25 protein-coding genes and 1 riboswitch are annotated in these 23,085 nt (G+C 42.6%); of the genes, 20 read left to right on the forward strand and 5 right to left on the reverse strand.

The annotated features are described in order from the left end of the window. Nucleotides 1-12 precede the first annotated feature (12 nt). The 10 genes from JEQ21_RS00075 to mutY all read left to right on the forward strand — a co-directional run bounded on the left by JEQ21_RS00075 (nucleotide 13) and on the right by mutY (nucleotide 7,457). Nucleotides 13-894, forward strand: a complete 882-nt coding sequence (locus JEQ21_RS00075) for a PTS mannose/fructose/sorbose/N-acetylgalactosamine transporter subunit IIC (RefSeq protein ID WP_196966696.1) — start codon at nucleotides 13-15, stop codon at nucleotides 892-894. Beyond that, a complete protein-coding gene (locus tag JEQ21_RS00080) occupies nucleotides 881-1,708 on the forward strand; it encodes a PTS system mannose/fructose/sorbose family transporter subunit IID (protein WP_196091122.1) in 828 nt (275 codons plus the stop codon). Before JEQ21_RS00075 ends, JEQ21_RS00080 begins: the two co-directional genes overlap by 14 nt. A 14-nt stretch (nucleotides 1,709-1,722) precedes the next feature. Further along, nucleotides 1,723-2,136, forward strand: coding sequence for a PTS sugar transporter subunit IIA (locus JEQ21_RS00085; protein WP_196091121.1), 414 nt, complete (start codon nucleotides 1,723-1,725; stop codon nucleotides 2,134-2,136). Nucleotides 2,137-2,533: 397 nt separating this feature from the next. Further along, nucleotides 2,534-2,836 (forward strand): hypothetical protein, encoded by a 303-nt coding sequence (locus JEQ21_RS00090; protein WP_199363465.1) that lies wholly within the window; start codon nucleotides 2,534-2,536, stop codon nucleotides 2,834-2,836. Beyond that, complete coding sequence (locus JEQ21_RS00095; RefSeq protein WP_199363466.1) at nucleotides 2,821-3,150, forward strand: hypothetical protein; 330 nt, start codon at nucleotides 2,821-2,823, stop codon at nucleotides 3,148-3,150. The genes JEQ21_RS00090 and JEQ21_RS00095 overlap by 16 nt, the downstream gene beginning before the upstream one ends. A gap of 56 nt (nucleotides 3,151-3,206) precedes the next feature. Continuing rightward, a complete protein-coding gene (locus tag JEQ21_RS00100) occupies nucleotides 3,207-3,722 on the forward strand; it encodes a DUF308 domain-containing protein (protein ID WP_199363467.1) in 516 nt (171 codons plus the stop codon). 35 nt (nucleotides 3,723-3,757) lie between these two features. Continuing rightward, a complete protein-coding gene (locus tag JEQ21_RS00105; protein ID WP_199363468.1) occupies nucleotides 3,758-4,348 on the forward strand; it encodes a uracil-DNA glycosylase family protein in 591 nt (196 codons plus the stop codon). A 79-nt stretch (nucleotides 4,349-4,427) separates the two neighbouring features. Next, on the forward strand, nucleotides 4,428-5,387 hold the full coding sequence (locus tag JEQ21_RS00110; protein ID WP_199363469.1) for an ROK family glucokinase: 960 nt from the start codon (nucleotides 4,428-4,430) through the stop codon (nucleotides 5,385-5,387). 85 nt (nucleotides 5,388-5,472) lie between these two features. Beyond that, a complete protein-coding gene (locus tag JEQ21_RS00115) occupies nucleotides 5,473-6,312 on the forward strand; it encodes a thymidylate synthase (RefSeq protein ID WP_196091116.1) in 840 nt (279 codons plus the stop codon). Beyond that, nucleotides 6,309-7,457: an A/G-specific adenine glycosylase gene (gene mutY / locus JEQ21_RS00120; RefSeq protein WP_199363470.1), complete on the forward strand. Its 1,149-nt coding sequence runs from the start codon at nucleotides 6,309-6,311 to the stop codon at nucleotides 7,455-7,457. The genes JEQ21_RS00115 and mutY overlap by 4 nt, the downstream gene beginning before the upstream one ends. 150 nt (nucleotides 7,458-7,607) lie before the next feature. Here the strand turns inward: mutY and JEQ21_RS00125 are convergent, their stop codons facing one another. The 5 genes from JEQ21_RS00125 to JEQ21_RS00145 form a co-directional block, all read right to left on the reverse strand. Further along, nucleotides 7,608-8,450 carry a M48 family metallopeptidase gene (locus JEQ21_RS00125; protein ID WP_233340654.1) on the reverse strand — a complete coding sequence of 281 codons (843 nt, stop codon included), beginning with the start codon at nucleotides 8,448-8,450 and terminating at the stop codon, nucleotides 7,608-7,610. A gap of 333 nt (nucleotides 8,451-8,783) precedes the next feature. Continuing rightward, on the reverse strand, nucleotides 8,784-10,502 hold the full coding sequence (locus JEQ21_RS00130) for a phospho-sugar mutase (protein WP_199363471.1): 1,719 nt from the start codon (nucleotides 10,500-10,502) through the stop codon (nucleotides 8,784-8,786). A 51-nt stretch (nucleotides 10,503-10,553) separates the two neighbouring features. Continuing rightward, nucleotides 10,554-11,111 (reverse strand): ECF transporter S component, encoded by a 558-nt coding sequence (locus JEQ21_RS00135; RefSeq protein ID WP_199363472.1) that lies wholly within the window; start codon nucleotides 11,109-11,111, stop codon nucleotides 10,554-10,556. Further along, a complete protein-coding gene (coaC, locus tag JEQ21_RS00140; protein WP_199363473.1) occupies nucleotides 11,104-11,649 on the reverse strand; it encodes a phosphopantothenoylcysteine decarboxylase in 546 nt (181 codons plus the stop codon). The genes JEQ21_RS00135 and coaC overlap by 8 nt, the downstream gene beginning before the upstream one ends. 278 nt (nucleotides 11,650-11,927) lie before the next feature. Further along, nucleotides 11,928-12,629: a phosphopantothenate--cysteine ligase gene (locus JEQ21_RS00145; protein ID WP_199363474.1), complete on the reverse strand. Its 702-nt coding sequence runs from the start codon at nucleotides 12,627-12,629 to the stop codon at nucleotides 11,928-11,930. Nucleotides 12,630-12,683: 54 nt separating this feature from the next. Here JEQ21_RS00145 and JEQ21_RS00150 point away from each other — a divergent pair, with 54 nt between their 5' ends. From JEQ21_RS00150 to JEQ21_RS00195, 10 genes are all read left to right on the forward strand, one after another. Next, nucleotides 12,684-14,351: a formate--tetrahydrofolate ligase gene (locus tag JEQ21_RS00150; RefSeq protein ID WP_199363475.1), complete on the forward strand. Its 1,668-nt coding sequence runs from the start codon at nucleotides 12,684-12,686 to the stop codon at nucleotides 14,349-14,351. Between the two features lie 208 nt (nucleotides 14,352-14,559). Then, nucleotides 14,560-14,898 carry an ATP cone domain-containing protein gene (locus tag JEQ21_RS00155; RefSeq protein WP_196091109.1) on the forward strand — a complete coding sequence of 113 codons (339 nt, stop codon included), beginning with the start codon at nucleotides 14,560-14,562 and terminating at the stop codon, nucleotides 14,896-14,898. A 140-nt stretch (nucleotides 14,899-15,038) separates the two neighbouring features. Then, nucleotides 15,039-15,473, forward strand: coding sequence for a EutP/PduV family microcompartment system protein (locus tag JEQ21_RS00160; protein ID WP_196966685.1), 435 nt, complete (start codon nucleotides 15,039-15,041; stop codon nucleotides 15,471-15,473). Between the two features lies 1 nt (nucleotide 15,474). Continuing rightward, complete coding sequence (locus tag JEQ21_RS00165) at nucleotides 15,475-16,071, forward strand: cob(I)yrinic acid a,c-diamide adenosyltransferase (RefSeq protein ID WP_196966684.1); 597 nt, start codon at nucleotides 15,475-15,477, stop codon at nucleotides 16,069-16,071. Between the two features lie 180 nt (nucleotides 16,072-16,251). Continuing rightward, a riboswitch (adenosylcobalamin (AdoCbl) riboswitch) is annotated at nucleotides 16,252-16,395 on the reverse strand. A gap of 245 nt (nucleotides 16,396-16,640) precedes the next feature. Beyond that, a complete protein-coding gene (locus tag JEQ21_RS00170; protein WP_199363476.1) occupies nucleotides 16,641-17,783 on the forward strand; it encodes a 1-propanol dehydrogenase PduQ in 1,143 nt (380 codons plus the stop codon). Nucleotides 17,784-17,829: 46 nt separating this feature from the next. Next, nucleotides 17,830-18,174, forward strand: coding sequence for a BMC domain-containing protein (locus JEQ21_RS00175; RefSeq protein ID WP_196091105.1), 345 nt, complete (start codon nucleotides 17,830-17,832; stop codon nucleotides 18,172-18,174). Nucleotides 18,175-18,193: 19 nt separating this feature from the next. Continuing rightward, nucleotides 18,194-18,769 (forward strand): ANTAR domain-containing response regulator, encoded by a 576-nt coding sequence (locus tag JEQ21_RS00180; protein ID WP_196966682.1) that lies wholly within the window; start codon nucleotides 18,194-18,196, stop codon nucleotides 18,767-18,769. Further along, nucleotides 18,759-20,162, forward strand: a complete 1,404-nt coding sequence (locus JEQ21_RS00185) for a sensor histidine kinase (protein ID WP_199363477.1) — start codon at nucleotides 18,759-18,761, stop codon at nucleotides 20,160-20,162. Before JEQ21_RS00180 ends, JEQ21_RS00185 begins: the two co-directional genes overlap by 11 nt. Before the next feature lie 102 nt (nucleotides 20,163-20,264). Further along, the gene (gene eutA / locus JEQ21_RS00190; RefSeq protein ID WP_199363478.1) at nucleotides 20,265-21,698 is read left to right on the forward strand and encodes an ethanolamine ammonia-lyase reactivating factor EutA; all 1,434 of its coding nucleotides are present in this window, start codon (nucleotides 20,265-20,267) and stop codon (nucleotides 21,696-21,698) included. 15 nt (nucleotides 21,699-21,713) lie between these two features. Continuing rightward, complete coding sequence (locus tag JEQ21_RS00195) at nucleotides 21,714-23,084, forward strand: ethanolamine ammonia-lyase subunit EutB (RefSeq protein WP_196091101.1); 1,371 nt, start codon at nucleotides 21,714-21,716, stop codon at nucleotides 23,082-23,084. The last annotated feature ends 1 nt before the right edge of the window (nucleotide 23,085 follow it).

The following is a 23,085-nucleotide window of genomic DNA, read 5'->3' on the forward strand; positions in this document are numbered from 1 at the left end:
GAGGAATCACTTATGATTCAATGGTGGCAAATCTTACTTCTAACCCTCTATGCGGGTTACCAAATCTTGGATGAATTGACCATTGTGTCTTCAGCGGGATCACCTGTATTTGCAGGTTTTATGGCTGGTTTAATTATGGGTGATCTGCAAACGGGTCTCTTCATCGGTGGATCACTTCAATTGACCGTTTTGGGAGTCGGAACTTTCGGGGGTGCTTCCCGTATCGATGCCAACTCAGGGACTGTTCTTGCAACTGCCTTCTCAGTTGCCCTTAAGATGGATCCATTATTGGCGATTTCAACCATTGCCGTACCGGTTGCAGCCTTGATGGTACAAACTGACGTTCTGGGTCGTTTCATGACCACCTACTTTGCTCACCGGATTGACAAACACGTTGAAGATTTCAACTATAGAGGTATTGAGGTGAACTACCTACTCGGTGCAGTTCCTTGGGCTCTCTCTCGTGCTCTTCCGGTCTTCTTAGCTCTTACTTTTGGAGCTGGAGCGGTTCAGTCAACAGTAGACTTTTTGGAAACTTCCCTTCCTTGGTTGACTAAAGGGTTGACTGTAGCAGGTGGAGCTCTTCCAGGTGTCGGATTTGCAATCTTGCTTCGTTACCTTCCAGTTAAGAAACACTTCCCTTATTTGATTGGTGGTTTCGTCATCACTGCCCTTTTGACCACTCTCTTTGGATACACCTCAACTTTGGGTGGAGCAGTAGCTGGTTTGTCTGAAGACTTTACTGCGAAATTTAACGGACTATCCATTTTGGGAATTGCCTTGATCGGTTTTGCTATCGCCTCTATTCACTACAAGAAACTCATTGAAGCACCAAAAGTAGTGGCAGCAGCCGACCCGAGCGACACAGAGGAGATTGAAGATGATGAAATCTAAATACCAATTAACCAAAGAAGATTTTAACCAAATTAATAAACGGAGTTTGTTCACCTTCCAATTAGGTTGGAACTATGAACGGATGCAGGCGTCTGGTTACCTCTATATGATTCTTCCACAATTGCGGAAGATGTATGGAGATGGTACTGAAGAGCTTAAGCAAATGATGAAAACTCATACCCAGTTCTTTAATACATCCAACTTCTTCCACACCATTGTAACCGGTATTGATATTGCTTTGGAAGAAAAAGAAGGAATTGCTTCTAAAGATGCTGTCTCTGGTATTAAAACCGCTTTGATGGGACCATTCGCAGCGATCGGGGATGCAATCTTTGCAGCTATCATTCCAGCCATCATGGGTGCGATTGCAGCTAACATGGCGATTGAAGGAAATCCAATTGGGGTTTTCCTATGGGTTGCCGTTTCGATGGCTATCAACGTCTTCCGTTGGAAACAATTGGAAATTGCCTATAAAGAAGGGGTATCCCTTGTGACAACCATGCAGTCACACTTGGAAGCCTTGACTGATGCAGCTTCAGTGCTAGGGATCTTCATGGTTGGTGCTCTTATCGCAACCATGATCAATGTTAAAATTGCTGCAGTTCCTGAAGTATTTGGCGTTCAATTGGACATTCAAAATTACCTTGATATGATTATGCCACGGATGGTACCAGCCTTAATTGCTGGTGGAGTTTACTGGCTTCTTGGTAAAAAAGGAATGTCTTCAACAAAGGCTATCTTTATCGTCATTGCTATCATTGTTGCCCTATCAGCACTTGGACAAGCGATTGGTATGGATATCCTAACTAAATAGAAAATGAGGTCCCTATGGAAAAACAATTAATTTTGGTCAGTCATGGTCATTTCGCTACAGAGTTGAAAAAAAGTACGGAAATGATTATGGGACCACAGGACAATATTCATGCGGTTGGACTCTTGGAGAGCGAGGGACCAGAAGACTTTCAAGCAAAAGTTGAAGCCATATTGGCAGCACATGAGGGAGATGAATTCGTTATCTTTGCAGATTTGCAAGGCGGAACCCCTTGTAATGTTGTCAGCCGCATGGTATTGGAAGGTGCCTCACTTGATATCTTCGCAGGCATGAACATGCCCATGGTCATTGCTTATCTCAACTATTTGTGGACTGGACAGGAAGCAGACTTTGTTGAGAAGGCACGGCAGAATACCCTACACGTCAATTCCCTCTTATTTGGAGAGGACGATGATGATTTAGATGAGTAATGCTTATCCTAGATTGAGAAGGTAAGTCTTCTCCAAATCGTAGGAAAACATGGGCAGAAAGCTGATTTCTCAAGGTTTGTGGAAACTGGGAACCCGAACCTTAGAGAATCAGCTTTTTGTTTTTCCATTGAAGATAATGTAGAGTCTTTTAGTTTACTTTTAGTACAAGGCAGCGAGTCGTAGACAGTACTGAAGTACGGCAAGACGAGCTAACACAGTAATAAAAGATAAACTAAAAGACCATAGCTAGCGAGGACCCCAAGTTTTCGGTTGAGCAAGAGGTACTGGTGACGGGATATGGACTTGGGTTAACCACCCTGGCGGTTTTGCGGAATATGCTCGGGTGCCTGCGGACTGGGTGCTTCCTTTACCTGCAGGACTTAGTCTAAAGGATGCAATGGTTTATGGGACAGCAGGTGTGACGGCAGCCTTGTCTGTATTAGAATTGGAAGCAGCTGGGATGTCTCCAGAACAAAAGCCTAGAATTCTGGTGACCGGATCCAGTGTTGGTGTCGGGAGTCTTGCTCTACAATTTTTGGTGAAGGCAGGTTATGAGAATATTCAGGCCTTGGTCCGCAAAGATTACCAAGTTCCAGTTGTGAAAGACCTGAGAGCTCGTCACATTCTTTTTGTCTCTGATTTCGTTTCATCTGGGAAATCCTTGGAAAAACAAGAATTTGATTTGTGCTGGATACAGTAGGTGGAGCGGTGCTATCACGAGTGCTTTCCAAGATTGCCTATGGAGGTGCTGTCACATCTTGTGGTAATGCCGGTGGTCTCGACCTGGAGACCACTGTTCTCCCTTTCATCCTCCGAGGAATTCGTCTCATTGGCATTGATTCTGTTGCCCTTGACCAAAAGAAACGGCAAGAAATATGGTCACTACTGGCCAATGAGTGGAAAATTTCAGGGAATGTGGCGGTTACAATGGTGAAGTTGGAGGCGGTTGTTGAGGTTGCCCAAGAACTTAAGGCTGGGCAGCATTTGGGGCGGACGATTGTAGAGATTTCTTGACAAGAATATAGGAAATCTATATAGTAGAAACAGACATAAGGAAAGGAGGTTGGTTGATGAATCAAGGCAGTAAATGGGGAGTGATGACTTCGGCTTTTATCTCCATATCAGTAGGGATCTTTCTATTTTTAAACCCAAGGACCAACCTCATGACCATCTCCTGGCTCCTATCCGTTTCGGTACTGTTCAACGGAATCGCCGGTTTATATTTCTACCGAGGATTGCCGAGTCTGGCAAAGTCTCTTTGGTTGTTACTGGCTGCGGGATTAGAAATCTTAATCGGGGCTTATCTGCTACTTGGTGGATTTCTCAACCTTCCCGTCCTCATTCCAACGATCTTAGGAATTTGGCTGGTGGTGCTTTCTCTGATTCGCTTTGGTCAAGCCCTAGGTCTGCGCAAGGAAGTTCCTATTCTGACTAACTATTTATTTTGGTCCAGTATGCTTGGGGTTGTTTTAGGTTTCTTTCTGATCAACCACCCTATGGTTGGAGGTGGTGTTGCAGCCCTTTTAGTTGCCTCTGCCTTTGTTTATGCGGGTTTGGTACAATTGATGAAAGTGTTGAATAGTTAAAGTTGCTGGGGTCTCCCAGCTTTTTAAAGGGAAAAATGATGAAAAATCAGGTATTGGTTCGTCAAATTATGGATGATGCTATGAACCATGAGTATACGAAACAAGGAATAGCTCCACTATTTCAAGTGCCAGCGTCTGCCAAGATCGTACTCATTGGCCAGGCTCCTGGAATAAGGGCCCAAGAGATTCAGACCTTGTTTCATGATCCGAGTGGGGATCGGCTCCGACAATGGATGGGGGTTGATACGGATTGGTTTTATAATTCTGGACAATTAGCAATTTTACCCATGGATTTTTATTTTCCGGGAAAAGGAAAAAGTGGAGATTTACCACCCCGAAAAGGTTTTGCCGAAAAATGGCATCCTCTCTGCTTGAAGCATTTAAAAGAAGTAGAGTTAACTATTTTAATGGGTACGTATGCTCAAAAATGCTATCTAGGAGGGCAAGACGGGGCAAGCTTAACGGAGACGGTTCGAAACTACTCGGATTACCTCCCCAGCTTTTTTCCAATTATTCATCCATCTCCCCGGAATAATATCTGGCTTAAAAAGCATCCTTGGTTTGAAGCAGAAGTCATCCCAGACTTGCAAAAAAGGATCCGTGAAATCATAGCTTGTCACCAATAAAGCAAACGTTTTCCTCTTTTCATAAAGGGCGTTTTTTGGTATACTGAATCTAGTAGAAAAATCGAAGGAGTTCGAAAAAATGGAGAAGAAAATTATTGGAATTGACCTCGGTGGAACATCCGTTAAATTTGCAATTTTGACCCAGGCGGGTGAGATTCAAGAAAAATGGTCGATCAAAACCAACATCCTTGATGAGGGTAGCCATATTGTAGATGATATGATCGCTTCCATTCAACACCGTTTGGAACTCTTGAACTTAAGTGCTGAAAATTTCCTTGGAATCGGGATGGGATCTCCAGGCGTTGTTGATCGTAAAGCGGGTACTGTTGTAGGTGCATATAATCTGAACTGGAAAACGCTGCAACCTGTCAAAGAACAGATGGAAGCAGGCCTCGGCATACCATTCTTTATCGATAACGACGCCAACGTAGCAGCCCTTGGTGAACAATGGGTAGGTGCCGGAAGCAATGATCCAGATGTAATCTTTATGACTCTTGGTACTGGTGTTGGTGGTGGTGTCATTGCTGATGGAAATCTGATTCATGGAGTCGCAGGTGCCGGTGGAGAATTGGGACATATTGTTGTCGATTTTGATCAACCAATTATGTGTACCTGTGGGAAACCGGGTTGTTTGGAAACCGTTGCTTCTGCGACTGGTATTGTCAACCTGACTCGTCGTTATGCAGACGAGTATGCTGGAGATGCTCGTTTAAAACAATTAATCGATGATGGGGATGATGTAACGGCTAAACTTGTTTTCGACCTAGCTAAAGAAGGGGATGAGTTGGCCTTGATTGTTTACCGTAATTTCTCTCGTTACCTTGGAATAGCTTGTGCCAACATTGCTAGCATTCTAAACCCATCTACAATTGTTATCGGTGGAGGGGTTTCTGCAGCTGGAGAATTCCTTTTGAAAGGTGTGGAAGAAGTCTTCAAAGCGAATGCCTTCCCACAAGTAGCGAGTTCCACCAAATTATCCTTGGCTCAATTGGGCAATGACGCAGGTGTCATTGGTGCTGCTTCATTGGTTCGCCAATAATAAAAAAGAGAGTGAGTCAGAACGATTTTTACAAATAAAATCGTTCGTCGTCTCACTCTCTTCTATCTTAAAAAGGAAATAGGCAATGACACGCGCAGACAAAATTTTTAAAAGCAATATTCGGAAAATCTTAGATGAAGGTGTGATGAGCGAACTGGCTAGGCCTCAGTACAAGGATGGACGAACTGCCCATTCAAAATACATCACTGGTTCCTTTGCTGAATATGATTTAGCTAAGGGGGATTTTCCCATTACCAGTCTCCGACCAATTCCAATTAAATCAGCGATTAAAGAGATTTTATGGATTTACCAAGATCAATCCAATAATCTAGACCTTTTAAATGAAAAATATGGCGTTCGCTACTGGAATGATTGGGAAGTTGGGGATACCGGGACAATCGGGCAGCGATATGGGGCTGTTGTAAAAGAGCACCGAATAATAGACCGTATCTTAGAACAGCTAGCAGAAAACCCTTGGAATCGCCGGAATGTCATTTCGCTATGGGATTACCAGGCTTTTGACCAGACAGAAGGTCTTTTACCTTGTGCTTTTCAAACCATGTTTGATGTTCGTCGGGTAGGGGAAGATCTCTATTTGGATGCTACTTTAACACAGCGTTCCAATGATATGCTGGTGGCCCATCATATTAATGCCATGCAGTATGTTGCCTTGCAAATGATGATTGCCAAGCATTTTGGTTGGAAGGTCGGTAAATTCTTTTACTTTGTCAACAACCTGCATATTTATGATAATCAGTTTGAACAAGCAGAAGAGCTACTGCGTCGTACGGCCCCTGAACAGACTCCACGCTTAGTTTTGAATGTCCCAGATGGAACGAATTTTTATGATATTAGGATTGAAGATTTTGAATTGGTCGGTTATGATCCAGTTCAACCACAATTGAAATTTGATTTAGCAATATGATTAATTTTAAAAAATATGGAATCGAAATGTGGCCTGAAGAGAAAATTCAGGCCTTTCGGTTGGCCTTGCTGACTTGGTATGACCAAGAAAAAAGAGATTTGCCCTGGAGGGAAAATATAGACCCTTATCGCATCTGGGTTTCGGAAATTATGTTGCAACAAACTCGTGTCGATACTGTTATCCCTTATTTTCATCGCTTCTTGAAGACTTTTCCAACTATCCAAGATTTAGCTGCTGCGGAAGAAGAGCTTCTGTTAAAAACTTGGGAAGGTTTAGGCTATTACTCCCGCGTTCGAAATATGCAGATTGCAGCTCAAACCATGGTTGAGGACTATCACGGAAAATTCCCTGAGACTATTGAAGAGATTCGCAAACTAAAAGGGATTGGTCCCTATACTGCAGGTGCCATAGCAAGTATCGCTTTTAACTTACCGGAACCTGCTGTGGATGGTAATGTTATGCGAGTGTTGGCGCGGCTTTTTGAAGTTGATTTGGACATTGGAAATCCAAGTAATCGGAAGGTTTTTCAGGTTATGATGGAGGTTTTGATTGACCCTAAAAGACCTGGTGATTTTAATCAAGCTTTGATGGATTTGGGATCAGATATTGAAGCACCAGTTAATCCAAGACCAGAAGACAGTCCTGTTAAAGAATTTTCAGCAGCCTACAAACATGGAACCATGGACAAATATCCTATTAAAGCACCCAAGAAAAAACCAATTTCCATTTATTTGAAGGCCTTTGTTCTACAAAATCAAGAGGGAAAATTTCTTCTTGAAAAAAATGACCATAGTAAACTTTTGGCAGGTTTTTGGCATTTCCCCTTGTTGGAAGTAGAAGAAGAACAAGAATTGAACTTATTCAATCCCGTATCTGAAGGAAATGACGTTTTAGATGCACGTACAAGACTGGAGGCTGATTATCCTTTCGCTATTGACTGGGAAGAGATCACTTTGCCACAAGTAAAACATGTCTTTAGCCACCGCAAATGGCATGTTGACATCCTGCTAGGTCACGTGCGAGGGAATCCAGACGTACCGGAAGGTAGCCTCTGGGTTTCTGCAGAGGATTTCAGTTCCTATCCCTTTGCGAGACCTCAGCAAAAAATTTGGGAAATAGTCGAAAGCAATCTCAAAGCAACATAAAAAGGGTTCCAAGTCCACATTAACTGTGGATTTGAAACTCTTTTTCTTATATACTCTTTTAGTTTATCTTTTATTACTGAGTTAGCTCGTCTTGCCGTACTTTAGTACTGCCTGCGACTCGCTGCCTTGTACTAAAAGCAAACTAAAAGACTATAGCATTTTCCCGTGAACATCCCAACCTTTTTCTTCTGTTTCCTTAATTGCTTGGATACGACGGAAACCCACGGCATGGTCAGCCATGAAATTGGAGTATTTGAGCCAGAATCCGTCTTTATGATTATCGACTGATCGGATGAACTCATCAAAATCCACTTTTGAATACAGATTTTTACCCGCTGAGAGAACCATCATGGAACGCTTACCTTCAGGTGCATAGTAGTAACCACATCGGTCAGCTGTCCATTCTTGGGCACGTGTGAGAGATTTCTCTAAGAAGAGCATTTTAGCTACAGGTTGAAGAATAGTCCGCCAAGCAGAGACGTGCCCACATTTGATATGTCCAAGTTCATGTGCAAGAATAAAGGCAATGCCTTCAAAATCATTTTCTTTATAAGCGATGTCCATTAAATCAGAATAAAGGACTACGTAGCCTTTGTGAAGTTGGCATTTGGATGCAAAAGCATTCAAGGTTCCGTCACCATTTTTAAGGTAAAGACGCGGAATTTCTGCCATGACACCTTTTCCATTTCCAAAGCCCATTTCTTTTGCTAATCCAACATAGACTTGGTAGATTTCAGGAAATTGCTTTTCAGTAATTTCAACACCATTGGTAATTTCTTTCCAATAATGGTGTCTGAAAATGACAATGACCGCTAAAAATGGGGATAGCGCACCAATTAAAATAGGCACGGCCCAATCTTCCAGTGGTGATTCTAGGACAAAAACACTCACGAATACAGCTATCCAAGCAAGGATAGTCAGTACGATACATAAGACAATCATCGGCATTTCCGCTCGATGACGAAGCTCTTTAACAGTTATATTTGGTTTCATATTTCCCTCCGTTCCCTACTATACAAGAAAAGATTAAAATCGTCAATTCTGTTTTTTTTGAATTTTACGGAAATAGATCATTCGAAAGTGATAATCTCTTAAGTGAATCGACTATGAAAATGTCCTCTATGTTACTATATACTTTTTTAGTTTATCTTTTATTACTGTGTTAGCTCGTCTTGCCGTACTTTAGTACTGCCTGCGACTCGCTGCCTTATACTAAAAGCAAACTAAAAGACTATAAAAAACGAGCTGCTGTAAAATTAGAGATATTCTTACGTCATGTAAGCAAGAAAAAGCCCTTGGAGTGTAAACACTCTAGGGCTTTTAAGCTTATTTAATAAAAGCGTTAATCTCAGCTTCAATAGCAGTGATTTTTGCTTCAGCGTCTTCATTGGATTGGCCAACGACTGCTAGGTAGAATTTAATTTTTGGTTCGGTACCTGAAGGGCGAACTGCAATCCAAGATCCGTCTTCCAAGGTATATTTGAGAACATCACTTGGAGGTGTTGTAAGAGCAGTAACTTGACCTTGTGCATCTATTGCGGTTAATTCTTTGAAGTCTTCGGTTAGAACAACTGGGCTTTGGTTGAAGCTGTTTGGAGCTTGTTCACGGAATTTACCCATGATGGCTTTAATGTGAGCAGCTCCGTCGACACCAGAAAGGGTAACAGAGATTGTTTTCTCAGCATAGTAGCCGTATTCTTTGTAGATTTCTTCGATTCCATCTGCTAGGGTTAAGCCACGGGAACGGAAGTAGGCAGCGATTTCAGCTACGATGAGAACAGCTTGAATGGCATCTTTATCACGAACAAACGGTTTGATGAGGTAACCGAAGCTTTCTTCAAATCCAAAGAGGTAGGTGTGGCTACCAGTATCTTCAAATTCTTGAATCTTTTCAGCAATAAATTTGAATCCGGTCAAGACATTGAACATGGTAGCGCCATAGCTTTCGGCAATTTTTGTCACCAAGTCTGTGGACACAATGGATTTAGCCAAGGCGGCATTGCTTGGAAGGGTGCCAGCAGATTTGTGCGCTTCCAAGATATATTTAGCGATGAGGGCACCGATTTGGTTACCAGAAAGGTTTTTATAGGAACCGTCCGCTTGCAAGACTTCAACACCAAGACGGTCTGCATCTGGGTCTGTTGCAATCAATACATCCGCACCCACTTCACGTCCCAATTCTTCCGCCAGGGCAAAGGCTGCTTGACTTTCAGGGTTTGGAGATTTAACAGTAGAGAAGTCTGGGTCAGCTGTTAGCTGGCTTTCAACTAATTGTACGGAATCAAATCCTGCTTGGGCAAGGGCCCGACGAGCCAACATTTCACCAGTTCCGTGAAGTGGGGTATAGACTATCTTCATGTCTTTACCATACTCTTCAATCAATTTAGGATTGATGGTAACTGTTTGAACTTCCTTGAGGTATTCTGCATCGACTGCTTCCCCAATAATTTCAATGAGATTGCTTTCTTGAGCAGCTTCTGCATCTGCAACTTCAATGCTAAACGGATCTGAGATTTCACGGATGAAATCGGTCAGGGCATCTGCATCTGCTGGTGGCATTTGTCCACCATCTTCTCCATATACCTTGTAACCGTTGAAAGGTGCAGGGTTGTGTGATGCGGTGATCATGATACCCGCAAAGGCGTTGAGGTGGCGAACTGCGAAGGACAATTCCGGAGTTGGACGAAGGCTTTCAAAAACATAAGATTTGATGCCATGCTGGGCCAGAACAGCGGCAGATTCCATCGCAAACTCAGGAGAGAAGTGACGGCTATCATAGGCAATGGCTACACCACGCGCCTTGAATTCTTCCCCTTTGCTTTCAATCAGACGAGCTAAACCTTCTGTTGCCTGACGCACAACAAAGATATTGATGCGGTTCGTACCAGCTCCGATAATACCACGCATACCCGCAGTACCGAACTCTAGATTGGTATAAAAGGCATCTTCTTTTTGCTTGTCATCCATAGCTTCCAATTCTTCGCGGAGGTAAGCTGGAAGGTTTTCTTGTTCAAGCCAGTTTTGGTAAGATTCTAAATAGGTCATACTATAATCTCCTTTTGTTATATTCGGAATCGCTTACATTATAGCACTTTTTTAATTTTTTTTCAAAATAGGAAAAGCAGCTGCTGTGATAAATCCTGCTAGTGCCATTTCCGCTAAAGAGTTGGTTGTGAGAATGGCGGCTAAGAAAGTTTGCAAGTTCCCTTGGTAAATTGACGGAAATAGCAAGAAAATTCCTGAAAGTACAAAGAAGGTATTGGTTAAGGAACCAAGAACACCCGCTAGCCCCAATCCCAAACGGTTGGGAATCCAGCGATAGATAAAGGAAGGGAAGAGACCAATCAGGATGCGAGGGACAAAAGCAATCATCAAAGATGCCCAGCTTCCATTCTCAACAAAAGGGGTAAAGAGATAACTTGTGGGTTGAATAAAGAGGGTATTGTTGATCATGGAGATAAGGCCCATAAAAAATCCAAGAATCATTCCGGTTTTAGGACCATAGCGAATGGAACCGATAATGACAGGGATATGAATCAAGGTCGGGCGGATGACAAAGGGTAGGATACTGAAGATAAGCCCGCTGAGCCATTGAATCACCAGCATGGCAGCTAGGAAAATGGCGAGAACGGCAGTTGTATTTGATCTACGCAAGGTCAAGAATCTCCTTTACACTTTCTAAAATAGCTGGAATTTCGGCCAGAGCACCGACACCGCGATCTCCACAGGCTAGAATAGATTCCCGAGGTGAGACAAGTTGATAACCGTAGTCACGTAAGGTCTCGAGGTTCTTTTGGGTTGCCGGATGCAGATACATATTGGTGTTCATAGCCGGAGCCAGCAATTTTGGAGTCGAAGTCGGCAAAGCTAGGGCAGTAGCCGTTACAATGTTATCTGCAAGACCATTGGCTAATTTAGCCAGAGTATTGGCTGAAGCAGGTGCAACAAGGAATAGGTCCGTTTCCTTAGCTAACTGAATATGATTGACCTTGGCTGGATCTGGTTCCTCCATGGTGTCCAAATGGACACGATTTTTGGAAAGAACTTGCAGGGTTAGGGGAGTGATAAAGGCTTGTGCAGATTCAGTCATCAGCACATGAACCTGGTGACCATATTTGCCTAATTGACTAACTAAATCAGCGGCTTTATAGGCGGAGATGCTGCCGGTCACGGCTAGAGTTATGGTGGCCATGGTTAGGAATCCTTTCTAATATATTCTTTTAGTTTATCTTTTGTTACTGTGTTAACTCGTCTTGCCGTACTTCAGTACTGTCTACGACTTGTTTCCTTGTACTAAAAGTAAACTAAAAGACTATAATTTTCATTGACTTTCAAAATCAAACATTGTCAAGCCTCTTCGATGAACTTTTTGAGTGCGTGCCTTGCACGCCTTATCGATAATATTCAACAGGTCTCCCAGACCAGTTAAACGAACTTCATTGGCTTTCTCGTCATTTTTTTTAAAATTCGTCAAGTGTTCTGATTTTGAATGTTGTTAAGTATGAAATCAAGTAGTTTCTGAGCGATTTCTTGCTTGGTTTTGGCTTGCTCAATGGAATCAGGCCCCACTAAAAAGGCTGGGTGCTGGTCTTGGTCAATCTGGGAAAGATCGTTGGCGACAATCAAGTCGGCTCGGTTTTTCTCCAAGGAGGCCCGTGCCACAGAAATCAGTTCCTCTGGATTGACAGAAACCAGTAGTTTGAAACCGATCAAGCGTAGGTCGGGATTCCAGTCCTTTACTGTTTGAATGAGTTTAGGCGTTTTCTCCAAGAAAATCACTTGATGGTTAGCTTCGGATGAATGTTTTCCCTCTTTTTGGTCTGACTCCAAAAAACGTTGAAGATTAGCTGCTTCTTGAATTTTTTCCAAAGGGACCATCTGCAGAGGACGATAGTCTGAAACAGCCATGCTATGAATAAGAACCTGATGCCGTGGAACCTGGTCTTGAAGGGCTCCTTCTAGGTCCTTGGTTGTTTGAATAAGAATTTGCTGGAGCTTTGGATGTGCTGAAGGCTTGACAGCGTTTTGCGTTGTTAGTAACGTTACTGAAAAACCAGCTTCCAAAAAAGCTTGGGCAATCTGAGCCCCTAGGCGACCAGTCGATTGATTGGTAATGGCCCGAACCTGATCGATAGGCTCGCTCGTTCCGCCGGATGTGATTAAAATTTTCATATGCTCATTATACACCTTTTACTGTATAATGAGGAGTGAAGAGGAGGATTGCTCATGAAAACGGATATTCAAATTGCACAAGAAAGTTTCTTGAAACCGATCACAGAGATTGCAGCTAGCCTAGGTTTAGAGACTCAATCAATTGAACAATATGGTCCCTATAAGGGAAAAATTTCCTATGAAACACTTTCCCGTTTGAAAAAAGAAAAGGCTGGTAAATTGATACTGGTGACAGCCATCAATCCGACTCCAGCTGGAGAAGGGAAATCAACTGTAACCATTGGACTGGCAGATAGCCTGACAGCTGCTGGTCATAAAACCATGATTGCACTCCGAGAGCCGTCCCTCGGTCCAGTCATGGGCTTGAAAGGAGGAGCAGCGGGTGGGGGATACGCTCAAGTATTACCCATGGAGGATATTAACCTCCATTTCACGGGGGATATGCATGCCTTGACTTCTGCCCATAATACCTTATCAGCTCTGATTGATAACCACCTTCATCAGGGGAATGACTTAGACTTGGATCCAAGTCGCATTGTTTGGAAGCGTGTCCTAGATATCAATGATCGGAGCTTGCGTCAGATTGTGATTGGACTGGGAGGTCCTATCAATGGCCAGCCAAGAGAAGATGGCTTTGACATTACCGTTGCCAGTGAGATGATGGCCATTCTTTGTTTGGCGCGTGATCTTCAAGATTTGGAACAGCGATTAGCCAATATTTTAATTGGTTATAAACGAGACGGGAGTCCTGTCTTTGTGAAGGATTTGGGGGTTGAAGGGGCTTTAACCCTTTTGCTAAAGGACGCTTTAAAGCCAAATTTGGTCCAAACCATTTATGGCACTCCAGCTCTGGTTCATGGAGGTCCTTTCGCCAATATTGCCCACGGATGTAATTCGGTGGTGGCTACGGAAACTGCCCTGTCTTTGGCGGATATTACTGTAACAGAAGCTGGATTTGGAGCTGATTTAGGGGCTGAAAAATTCTTAGACATCAAGGTTCCCCATCTACGGAAGGCTCCAGATGCGATTGTGGTTGTTGCTACCATTCGGGCCCTTAAGATGCATGGTGGTCTATCTAAACAGAAATTGACCCAGGAAGATTTGCCAGCCCTGAAAGCAGGATTTGCCAATCTCCAGCATCACGTTCAGACGCTGGCCTCAACTAGGAAACCTGTTGTTGTTGCTCTCAATCGCTTCTCTGGAGATACCAATGCAGAGTTGGATCTAATGAGGCGCCTTTGCCTAGAAGCCTCCATCCCTCTTGCCCTCACAGAAGTTTGGGAAAAAGGGCCTCAAGGAGGCCAAGAGTTGGTTGAAGTCCTTTTACCTTACTTGTCAGAAGAAAGGAGCTTTACCCCTTATTACGACCGTCAGGGAAGTTTTATGGAAAAAATTGAATCGTTAGTTCAAAAGGCTTATGGAGCACAAGGTGTGGACCTAGCTCCTAAAGCGGTCAAGCAACTGAAGGAATTCCAGCTTCAGGGCTGGGATCACTTCCCTATTTGCATGGCTAAAACACCTTATTCCCTATCAGATGATCCAAGCCTAGGAGGACGACCTCAAGACTTCCGAATTACCATCCGTGAATTTCAGGTCCGTCACGGTGCAGGATTTATCGTGGCCTTGGCTGGAAGTGTCTTAACGATGCCAGGCCTACCTAAGCAGCCAGCAGCATTGAAAATGGGCTTGGATGAGGACGGTAACGTTTTCGGTCTTTTCTAGAAAGTTGACAAAACGGTTTCAATTTGCTAGAATGAAACCATGCGATGAGTCGATTTGTAACGGTAACGTTGCACATTGAAGCAGAGGAGGTCATATCGCAGGAGCGGACCTTGATGAGTTGTGTGAACCGGCTCATCACACGGAAGTGCCTTTCGGATCCCTCCTCTTTTTGAGTGAGGGATTTTTTGTAAGGAAATGGAGGAATCATATGCAAGTCATTAAACGTGATGGACAAGTAACCGAATTTAACCCAGAGAAAATCTACCAGGCTATCTTAAAAGCAGCCCAATCTGTTTTTGTCTTGGACGACTCTTTGCGGCAAAATTTAGCACAGGTAACCAAGAAAGTGGTTATGGATTTGGAAGAAGCCAAGGTTGAAAAAGCAACGATTAGTATGATTCAGTCCATGGTTGAAAATCGTCTTTTAGATGCAGGTTACATTAACATTGCTGAGCATTATATTTCCTACCGATTGCAGCGGGATTTAGAGCGAAATGGCTATGAAGACCGCATCAGTGTGCACCTTAAATTTGAACAATTAAAATAAAAGGACTTGATTTCTAGCAGTTATTAGCGTAAAATGAAATTGCTTACATAGAATAAACCAAGGCAAAGGGGCCTGATTCCAATCGCGATGAAGCGATACAATTTGGAACGGGTTCCCTTTGCCTTTTTTAGGAGTAAACGATGAAAAAAATAATGTTTATCGGGCCAGTTGGTGTGGGGAAAACGAGTTTAACCCAACGCCTGCATGGCTTAGACTTGGATTACCAAAAAACTCAGGTGGTTCAATATCATGAAGATATTATTGATACACCGGGCGAATTTCTTCAACACCGACAGTATTATAATGCTTTAAATGTAACAGCAATGCAGGCGGATGTGATTGGCTTGATGCTGGATGCTAGCAAGGAAGAACAGTTTTTCCCACAAGGTTTTTCCAATTTATTTACCAAGGAGATGATCGGCCTGATTACCAAAATGGATCTGAGTGAAGAGGGGCAAGCTATGGACTGGGCCCATCGTCAGCTCCACGAGGCGGGGTGCCAAAGAGTTTTTGAACTTTCAGCAGTAGACGATCGCGGTTTAACGGACCTTTTAGAATTTTTACAGGAGGAATAGGATGCAATTATATACAAAAACAGGTGATAAGGGCCTTACAAAATTAGTAGGTGGGCAAAGTGTTGCCAAAGATTCGGAACGGGTGCAGGCGTATGGGACGATTGATGAATTGAATTCTTGGATTGGTTACTTGATGTGTGATCTGAGTCAGGAGGATGTGCTCCGTGAAGAATTATTGGAGCTGCAGCATTATTTGTTTGATTGTGGATCTGATTTATCGACCCCACAGGGTGTTTATCCATATAAAGTGGACCAAAGTCTTGTGGATTGGATTGAGTCAAAAATTGACCTTTATGCCCCCATCCCCCCTGATTTAGAAACCTTTATTCTACCGGGTGGCCATCCACTGGCTGCTTCCTTACATGTCGCTCGGACGATTGCCCGTCGAGCAGAACGTCATATTGTAGCAGCTATGTGGTCTACGGATATTAACCAAGAGGTGTTGATTTTTGTAAACCGCTTATCCGATTACTTTTTTGCCCTTGCTCGTTTTGTCAATTACCAAATGGGAGTAAAAGACATTCCTTATGAACGCGGAAGTAAGGTTTTTCATGCCATTACAAAGGAAGATGTGGAACGTTGGTCCAAAAAAGCATAGGAAAAGAGGTCGCTTGGCGACCTCTTGTTTTGTTTTCTGAAAGCTTGGCTACGCCATTGTAGTCATTCACTAAGCATCCTCGATTAGTATGAGCTTCCAAAAGCCTTGAACTGCTATAAGCAGTTGGACAAAGTCCAAGAAATGAATGGTACTAATCGTAGAATGAAAATGAATCTTATTCATGAGGCCGAAGCTTTACATCGAAACCCGACTTCTACTAAAACTTAGATTCAAAGATCTGACTTAAAGCTAGGCTTATCACAGTGGCGGGACCGTGTTGGATTTACACCAAACTTCCATGAGTCTAAGAGTACATTATCAATTTCTTCTGACTTAAGTGTACCTTTTTTATGAGAAAAAAGCAAGGGGAAAGGAAAGCGATTCCAAAAAAAGTTCATATTTGAAAACAGTCATTTCATATTCTTGTTTTGTAAGCGTTTTTGTGCTAAACTATTTGTGAAGTACAATGGTGTACATAGAAACCAATCAAGCAATGAAGCTGCAGAAGAGGCGACAACGGTGATGTTTAGTCTTTTCGTGCGGCTTATTTTTGTACAAAAGGAGAAACTATGTATAGGATTCATTACAAAACAGAACTGGTAATTGGAACCAATGCGTTAGAGGAATTAAGAAGCTTTCAAAATCAGGGGATTTTGATGGTCGCGGATCCTTTTTTAGAAAAGACGGGGCAGTTGGAGTATGTGAAAAACCACCTGGATTCTTCGAATCGAGTAACTATTTTTACGGAAGTTTGTCCCGACCCCCCTATTGAAGTGATTGTAGCTGGGATTCAGTCTAGCCAGGAGCAAACGATCGACATTATTTTAGCGATCGGTGGTGGTTCTGCCTTGGATGCTGCGAAAGCCATTTATTACTTTGGTAAGAAAGAGGGAGGGTTCCAAGAAGTTACCTTGATTGCTATTCCAACAACTAGTGGAACAGGATCTGAAGTGACAGATTTTTCGGTGATTACAGATGCTGACTTGGGACGGAAGTATCCAATTGTGGACCGTGAATTACTTCCTGACCTTGCCATTCTGGATGCCAATTTGGTACGCAGTTTGCCGCGGCAGATTACTGCAGATACTGGTATAGATGTTCTAACCCATGTTTTGGAGGCTTATGTTTCGACACAGGCCACTGATTTTTCTGATGCTCTGGTTGAAAAAACAGTTCAATTAGTGTTTGAGTACCTCCCCAAAGCCTACCGGAATGGGCAAGATATGGAAGCTCGTGAAAAGATGCACATTGCTTCAACCATGGCGGGCATGGCTTTTAATACTACTTCGTTAGGGATTGTCCATAGTTTGTCACATGCATCTGGTGCTGTCTTCCATATTCCACATGGTCGCATGAATAGCATCCTTTTACCGAAGGTTATCGCCTATAATGCAGGTTTAGAAGGTGCAAGGATTGGGAATCAACAACTAGAGGTGGCAAAGCGTTACCAGCAACTTGCTCGCATTCTGGGTTGTTCAGCCCCAAATCCAGCTCAAGGTGTGAAGCAATTACTGGATAAGCTGAGACAGTTACAACGGAAACTGGACTTGCCTGAAACTTTAGCAGCTTACGGGATTGATCAGCCGTCATTTGAAAGGGAAAAAGAATCCATTGCTGAGTCTGCTTTAAAAGATCCCTGCACAGTGACAAATCCTCGTCAGCCTTCGGTATCGGATTTAGCTACTATTCTATCTACTAGTTATAGAGAATAATTTGGCAAAATGATAAAATATCAGTATAATAAAATAAGGAGAAGAGATGACAGAAAAACAAAGGATGATTCAGGAATATGTTCCTGGTAAGCAAGTCACCCTAGCCCATTTGATTGCGAATCCCGATCCCGTTATTTTTGAAAAACTAGGTCTCCAAGCAAAAGATCGGGGTGCTATTGGCATTTTAACGATTACCCCCAGCGAAGCTGCTATTATCGCTGTTGATTTAGCAACGAAAGCTGCCGGTGTTGAAATTGGGTTTGTCGATCGTTTTAGCGGTTCTGTAGTGATGACGGGAGATGTAGCTTCTGTAGAAACGGCCCTTGCAGCTGTACTGGATGGATTACATCTAATCCTAGGATTTTCTGGAACAACCGTTACCAAGACCTAGTAGTAAGTGAGTGGAAAACATGAAAAGTAAAATCGTAATCGTCGATGATGACCCCATTGTTCGTTTAGATATTCGTCATATCTTAGAATCTGGAGATTACCAAGTTGTAGCCGAAGCCAAAGACGGCTTTGAGGCTATAGAAGTGTGTCAAAAATTTCATCCTGACCTCGTCTTGATGGATATCCAACTCCCTTTATTAGATGGTTTAACAGCCAGTAAAAAAATTCTTGATGACCGCTTGGCCTATAGTGTTATGTTACTTTCTGGTTTTAGCGACGATCAATACATTCAAAAAGCCAAGCAATATGGAACTAGTGCCTATTTAATTAAGCCTTTAGATGCCAAATCGCTGATTCCTATGATTGAAGTTTGTTTGGAAAAAGGAAGAGAGACCTATGCTTTGAAAGATGAAACGGATAAACTCAGTAAAAAAATTGAGGATCGGATTATCATTGAAAAAGCCAAAGGAATGCTGATGTATAAAGAAAATCTGACAGAGCCAGAAGCCTTTAAACAAATTCGTTCCATAAGTATGCAAAAAAGGGTTCCTATGATTGAAATCGCAAAATTACTCTTGTTACATGATGAACTATAAAGAAAAAATACGGGAGCTCTGTTCCCAGCAAACAGATTTAAGTCCAATGGCTATCGAATATCTTGTGGAACAGGCAAGCCAACTGGAAGCAGGTGACACCTATTCTCATCAGGACGTTTTTATTGACGTTCGTAGCTTGGCACAACCCAATCAAGCCTTGGTCATTTACCATAAACGTCCACAAAAGCAACTGAGTCTTTATCGAGAGGATGTTGTGGGGGATGTTGCAGATTTACGAGATGAACCTGGGGTTATTCGAACCTTAGAAACTGGCTTAGCCTCAGTCGGTTTGACGGCTATGTCTCAAGAAGGAGCCGTGATTTACCAGACAGTCTTTCCTTTAGTATGGGAAAAAGAAGTGGTTGGAACGTTGATCATTGAAATGGCACCACCGTCTCTTTCTTCTTCTATCTCACCAACAGAAAAGCCAGTTCTTGATTGGGAGCATGATTTACCGGCTAACTTTCTGGAACAACTGGATAATCAAATTTTTGTGTTTGATCCTCAAGGAACCTTGGTTTATGCTAATGCCAAGGCTAGGGAATTATATGCAGGTCGATTAGGTTATCGAGATCAATTAGAAGGTATGCACTATGATAATTTGGTTCTGGATACCCTGTCTTATCAAGAAGCCCTAGCAAGGGCTCGACTCGAAAAAAATGAAATTGACCAAGTACGGGTGCCCTATGGCGGTTATTTTTTCCAGCTAAAACGGCAACTATTGACAAACGGATACTTGCTAATGGAATGTCGAGATGTAACGGAAATTCGCAACTTGGAGCGGGAGCTACAGGAACAAAAGGTTTTAGTAAGGGAGATGAACCATCGGGTTAAAAATAATCTTCAAACCTTGGTTTCGCTCCTTAGACTGCAAGCCTATCAGACAGATAAGAAGGATGTTAAGGAGGCCTTGGAAGAAAGCGTCCATCGTATTCTTTCAGTGGCCAGCATTCATGACTTACTCAGTCATAAGAAAGGACAGAAACTTCCATTAGCTCCTCTTTTGGAACAAGTTTTGACAACTGTTCGTCGCTCCTTTGGCCAAGATTTTATTCAGGTCCAGAGTCAAGTTGATGCGGACTGTGAATTAGATGCGAGTCGGGCTACAGCCTTGGCTCTGATTGCGAATGAAATCCTACAAAATTCATTCAAACACGCTTTTCATGTTAAGAAGAAAAATGCAACTGTAGGCTTGCATCTTACAAGAAAAGATGGTATCATTAGAGTATTGATAACCGACAATGGTAGCGGTTACAATACGAGGCGTCGCTATTCCCAAGGTCATCTTGGCCTGGTCTTAGTCGAACGTTTTGTCCAAGATAAATTGTCTGGAAGATTGGATGTACAATCAGGTTCAAATGGAACACGGACAAGTATATTATTTCATGAATAAACATTTTTTCTACAAAGAAGTGGAAGAATACAAGCAATGACGCTTAAAGACTAGGGTTCTATTGGTTCCTGGTTCTTTAAGCGTCTTTTTTTGGAGGTTTTCATGTCGGAAAAAATCCTAAGTGTTGGTTTGGATATTGGGACTGCCACAACTCAATTAGTCCTCTCTCAACTCACGATTGAAAATATTGCATCGGTTTTTACGATTCCTCGCATCTATATTACAGACAAGAAGGTTCTGCATAAGAGTGATATTATCTTTACCCCTCTTGCCGATCACCAACTAATCTTGGTTGACGATATTAAAAATTTTCTTCAAATGGAATATCAAAAAGCTGGGATTCAAAAGAGCGATATTCAGATGGGAGCTGTGATTATTACCGGTGAATCTGCTCGAAAGGAAAACGCAAGTCAAGTCCTGCAAGCATTGAGTGGTTACGCTGGCGATTTTGTAGTCGCAACCGCAGGTCCTGATCTAGAAAGTATAATTGCTGGAAAGGGTGCTTGTAGCCATCTCTACTCACAAAAGCACCATACGTCGGTTGTTAACATTGATATTGGAGGGGGAACCTCTAATTACGCCTTGTTCCGTGAGGGAGATATTCAGGATACGGCCTGCTTTGATATAGGCGGAAGGCTTTTAAAAGTTGATGACTCAAACAAGATTTGCTACATTGCACCAAAATTGCAAGAGATTATCCAAAATGAAAACCTGGATTTGTCTTTAGGACAACTTGTTCATCGGCAACATTTGGATAGACTGATTACGATACTTGTTGATGTGATGGAACAATCCTTAGGTTTACCGAAGAACAGTCCCTATTTTGAACTTTTGGTGACCAATCACGCTCTAAAGGAAGGGCAAGACATTGCTTGTGTGTCCTTCTCAGGAGGAGTCGCTGATGCCATTGCAGTGGCTGACAAGGAGGTAGACGATTTTCTTTATGGAGATATTGGAATTTTACTGGGCAGAGCCATTCGACAATCGGCCATATTCCGCGAAAAACAGGTCATTCAATCTGCCGAAACCATTCGGGCAACAGTTGTAGGAGCTGGTAGTCATACGACCGATGTTAGTGGAAGTACCATTACCTATATCGGCCGTATCCTTCCTTTGAAAAACCTACCTGTCTTAAAACTATCTGCCAGCGATGAAGAGCTTGAAAGTGATTCTTTGGCAGAGATGATAGCCCAGAAATCAGAGTGGTTTCAATTGGAAAATGAAGTCCAACAAATCGCTTTGGCTTTCTCAGGTAAACGAAGTCCTAGTTTTTTAGAGGTTGAGGCTTATGCGGATGCGATTGTGTCAGGGATGAAGACGAGTATTCAAAAAGGATATCCGCTCTTAGTCATTCTCCAAGAAGACATGGCAAAAGTACTGGGACAATGCCTTTATACACGCCTACCTGCCGACTATCCCTTTGTTTGCATTGATTCCGTGGATGTTCAAAATGGCGATTATATCGACATTGGACAACCGCTTGTGGAGGGGTCTGTCCTTCCAATCGTTGTCAAAACCTTAGTATTTGATTCCTAAAGGAGGAAAGGTTTCATGATTCTTAAAACAAAATTGTTTGGTCGTGTCTATGAATTTTCTTCAGTGAAAGAAGTTCTAGCCAAGGCCAATGAGTATAAGTCAGGAGATCAACTGGCTGGAGTAGCAGCTCAATCAGCTGAAGAACGAGTTGCTGCCAAGGTAGTGTTGGCACAACTGACTTTAGCAGATCTCTTTAATAATCCAGTTGTACCATATGAAGAAGATGAAGTTACTCGGATTATCGTCGATGATGTCAATCTTCGAACTTATGAAAAAATCAAACACTGGACAGTTGAAGAATTACGGGAGTGGATTTTGGATACCAACACCAAGAATGTTGATATTCAGTGGATCTCAAGAGGCTTGACCTCTGAGATGGTGGCCGCTGTTGCAAAATTAATGACCAATTTGGATTTAATTGTGGCAGCTAAAAAAATTGTCATTACCAAAACCGCTAATACAACTATCGGAGTACCGGGTACCTTCTCCTCACGTTTACAACCTAACCATACAACGGATGATCCAGATGGAATTATGGCCTCCACCATGGAAGGTTTTGCATATGGATGTGGAGATGCCCTACTAGGCTTGAACCCTGTTGATGATTCTGTCGAAAGTACCAAACGAATTCTCCATAAATTCAATGACTTTATTGAAGAGTATCAAATCCCAACACAACACTGTGTTTTAGCTCATGTGACAACTCAGATTGAAGCTATGAATCAAGGAGCTCCTACAGGTTTGGTTTTCCAATCGATTGCTGGATCTGAAAAAGGAAATACGGCCTTTGGTTTTGATGCAAAAACAATCCAAGAAGCACGTGATACAGCCTTAAAAGTTGGTTCTGCAGCTGGTCCGAATGTGATGTATTTTGAAACTGGACAAGGTTCAGAATTGTCATCAGATGCCCATTATGACGCTGACCAAGTGACCATGGAAGCTCGTTGCTATGGTTTTGCGAAACACTTTGATCCCTTCCTCGTGAATACAGTCGTTGGTTTCATTGGACCAGAATACCTCTATGATTCGAAACAAGTTATTCGTGCTGGTTTAGAAGATCATTTCATGGGCAAACTTTCAGGGATTTCTATGGGTTGTGATATCTGTTACACCAACCATATGAAGGCCGATCAGAATGATGCTGAGAACTTGTTGGTACTACTCGGTGCTGCCAATGTTAACTACATCATGGCAATTCCTCATGGTGATGACATCATGCTTAACTACCAAACAACGGGTTACCATGAAACTGCAACCATGCGTGATCTATTGGACAAACGCCCTATTAAAGAATTTGAAGAGTGGATGGAAAAAATGGGTCTTATGGAAAACGGCCGGTTGACCGCCCTTGGTGGAGATGGATCCATCTTTATGCAACGGAACTAAG

Origin of the sequence: Streptococcus sp. 121 (assembly GCF_016458205.1) — a bacterium.
Lineage (GTDB): Bacteria > Bacillota > Bacilli > Lactobacillales > Streptococcaceae > Streptococcus.

Bases quoted from the DNA above. Each gene is read 5' to 3' on its own strand.
- JEQ21_RS00160 (WP_196966685.1), top strand. From the start codon at position 15,039: ATGAAAAAAATAATGTTTATCGGGCCAGTTGGTGTGGGGAAAACGAGT.
- JEQ21_RS00075 (WP_196966696.1), top strand. From the start codon at position 13: ATGATTCAATGGTGGCAAATCTTACTTCTAACCCTCTATGCGGGTTAC.
- JEQ21_RS00185 (WP_199363477.1), top strand. From the start codon at position 18,759: ATGAACTATAAAGAAAAAATACGGGAGCTCTGTTCCCAGCAAACAGAT.
- JEQ21_RS00090 (WP_199363465.1), top strand. From the start codon at position 2,534: ATGGTTTATGGGACAGCAGGTGTGACGGCAGCCTTGTCTGTATTAGAA.
- coaC (WP_199363473.1), bottom strand. From the start codon at position 11,649: ATGGCCACCATAACTCTAGCCGTGACCGGCAGCATCTCCGCCTATAAA.
- JEQ21_RS00145 (WP_199363474.1), bottom strand. From the start codon at position 12,629: ATGAAAATTTTAATCACATCCGGCGGAACGAGCGAGCCTATCGATCAG.
- JEQ21_RS00125 (WP_233340654.1), bottom strand. From the start codon at position 8,450: ATGAAACCAAATATAACTGTTAAAGAGCTTCGTCATCGAGCGGAAATG.
- JEQ21_RS00195 (WP_196091101.1), top strand. From the start codon at position 21,714: ATGATTCTTAAAACAAAATTGTTTGGTCGTGTCTATGAATTTTCTTCA.
- JEQ21_RS00105 (WP_199363468.1), top strand. From the start codon at position 3,758: ATGATGAAAAATCAGGTATTGGTTCGTCAAATTATGGATGATGCTATG.
- JEQ21_RS00115 (WP_196091116.1), top strand. From the start codon at position 5,473: ATGACACGCGCAGACAAAATTTTTAAAAGCAATATTCGGAAAATCTTA.
- JEQ21_RS00080 (WP_196091122.1), top strand. From the start codon at position 881: ATGATGAAATCTAAATACCAATTAACCAAAGAAGATTTTAACCAAATT.
- JEQ21_RS00175 (WP_196091105.1), top strand. From the start codon at position 17,830: ATGACAGAAAAACAAAGGATGATTCAGGAATATGTTCCTGGTAAGCAA.
- JEQ21_RS00180 (WP_196966682.1), top strand. From the start codon at position 18,194: ATGAAAAGTAAAATCGTAATCGTCGATGATGACCCCATTGTTCGTTTA.
- JEQ21_RS00170 (WP_199363476.1), top strand. From the start codon at position 16,641: ATGTATAGGATTCATTACAAAACAGAACTGGTAATTGGAACCAATGCG.
- JEQ21_RS00110 (WP_199363469.1), top strand. From the start codon at position 4,428: ATGGAGAAGAAAATTATTGGAATTGACCTCGGTGGAACATCCGTTAAA.
- JEQ21_RS00165 (WP_196966684.1), top strand. From the start codon at position 15,475: ATGCAATTATATACAAAAACAGGTGATAAGGGCCTTACAAAATTAGTA.
- JEQ21_RS00150 (WP_199363475.1), top strand. From the start codon at position 12,684: ATGAAAACGGATATTCAAATTGCACAAGAAAGTTTCTTGAAACCGATC.
- mutY (WP_199363470.1), top strand. From the start codon at position 6,309: ATGATTAATTTTAAAAAATATGGAATCGAAATGTGGCCTGAAGAGAAA.
- JEQ21_RS00155 (WP_196091109.1), top strand. From the start codon at position 14,560: ATGCAAGTCATTAAACGTGATGGACAAGTAACCGAATTTAACCCAGAG.
- eutA (WP_199363478.1), top strand. From the start codon at position 20,265: ATGTCGGAAAAAATCCTAAGTGTTGGTTTGGATATTGGGACTGCCACA.
- JEQ21_RS00130 (WP_199363471.1), bottom strand. From the start codon at position 10,502: ATGACCTATTTAGAATCTTACCAAAACTGGCTTGAACAAGAAAACCTT.
- JEQ21_RS00085 (WP_196091121.1), top strand. From the start codon at position 1,723: ATGGAAAAACAATTAATTTTGGTCAGTCATGGTCATTTCGCTACAGAG.
- JEQ21_RS00100 (WP_199363467.1), top strand. From the start codon at position 3,207: ATGAATCAAGGCAGTAAATGGGGAGTGATGACTTCGGCTTTTATCTCC.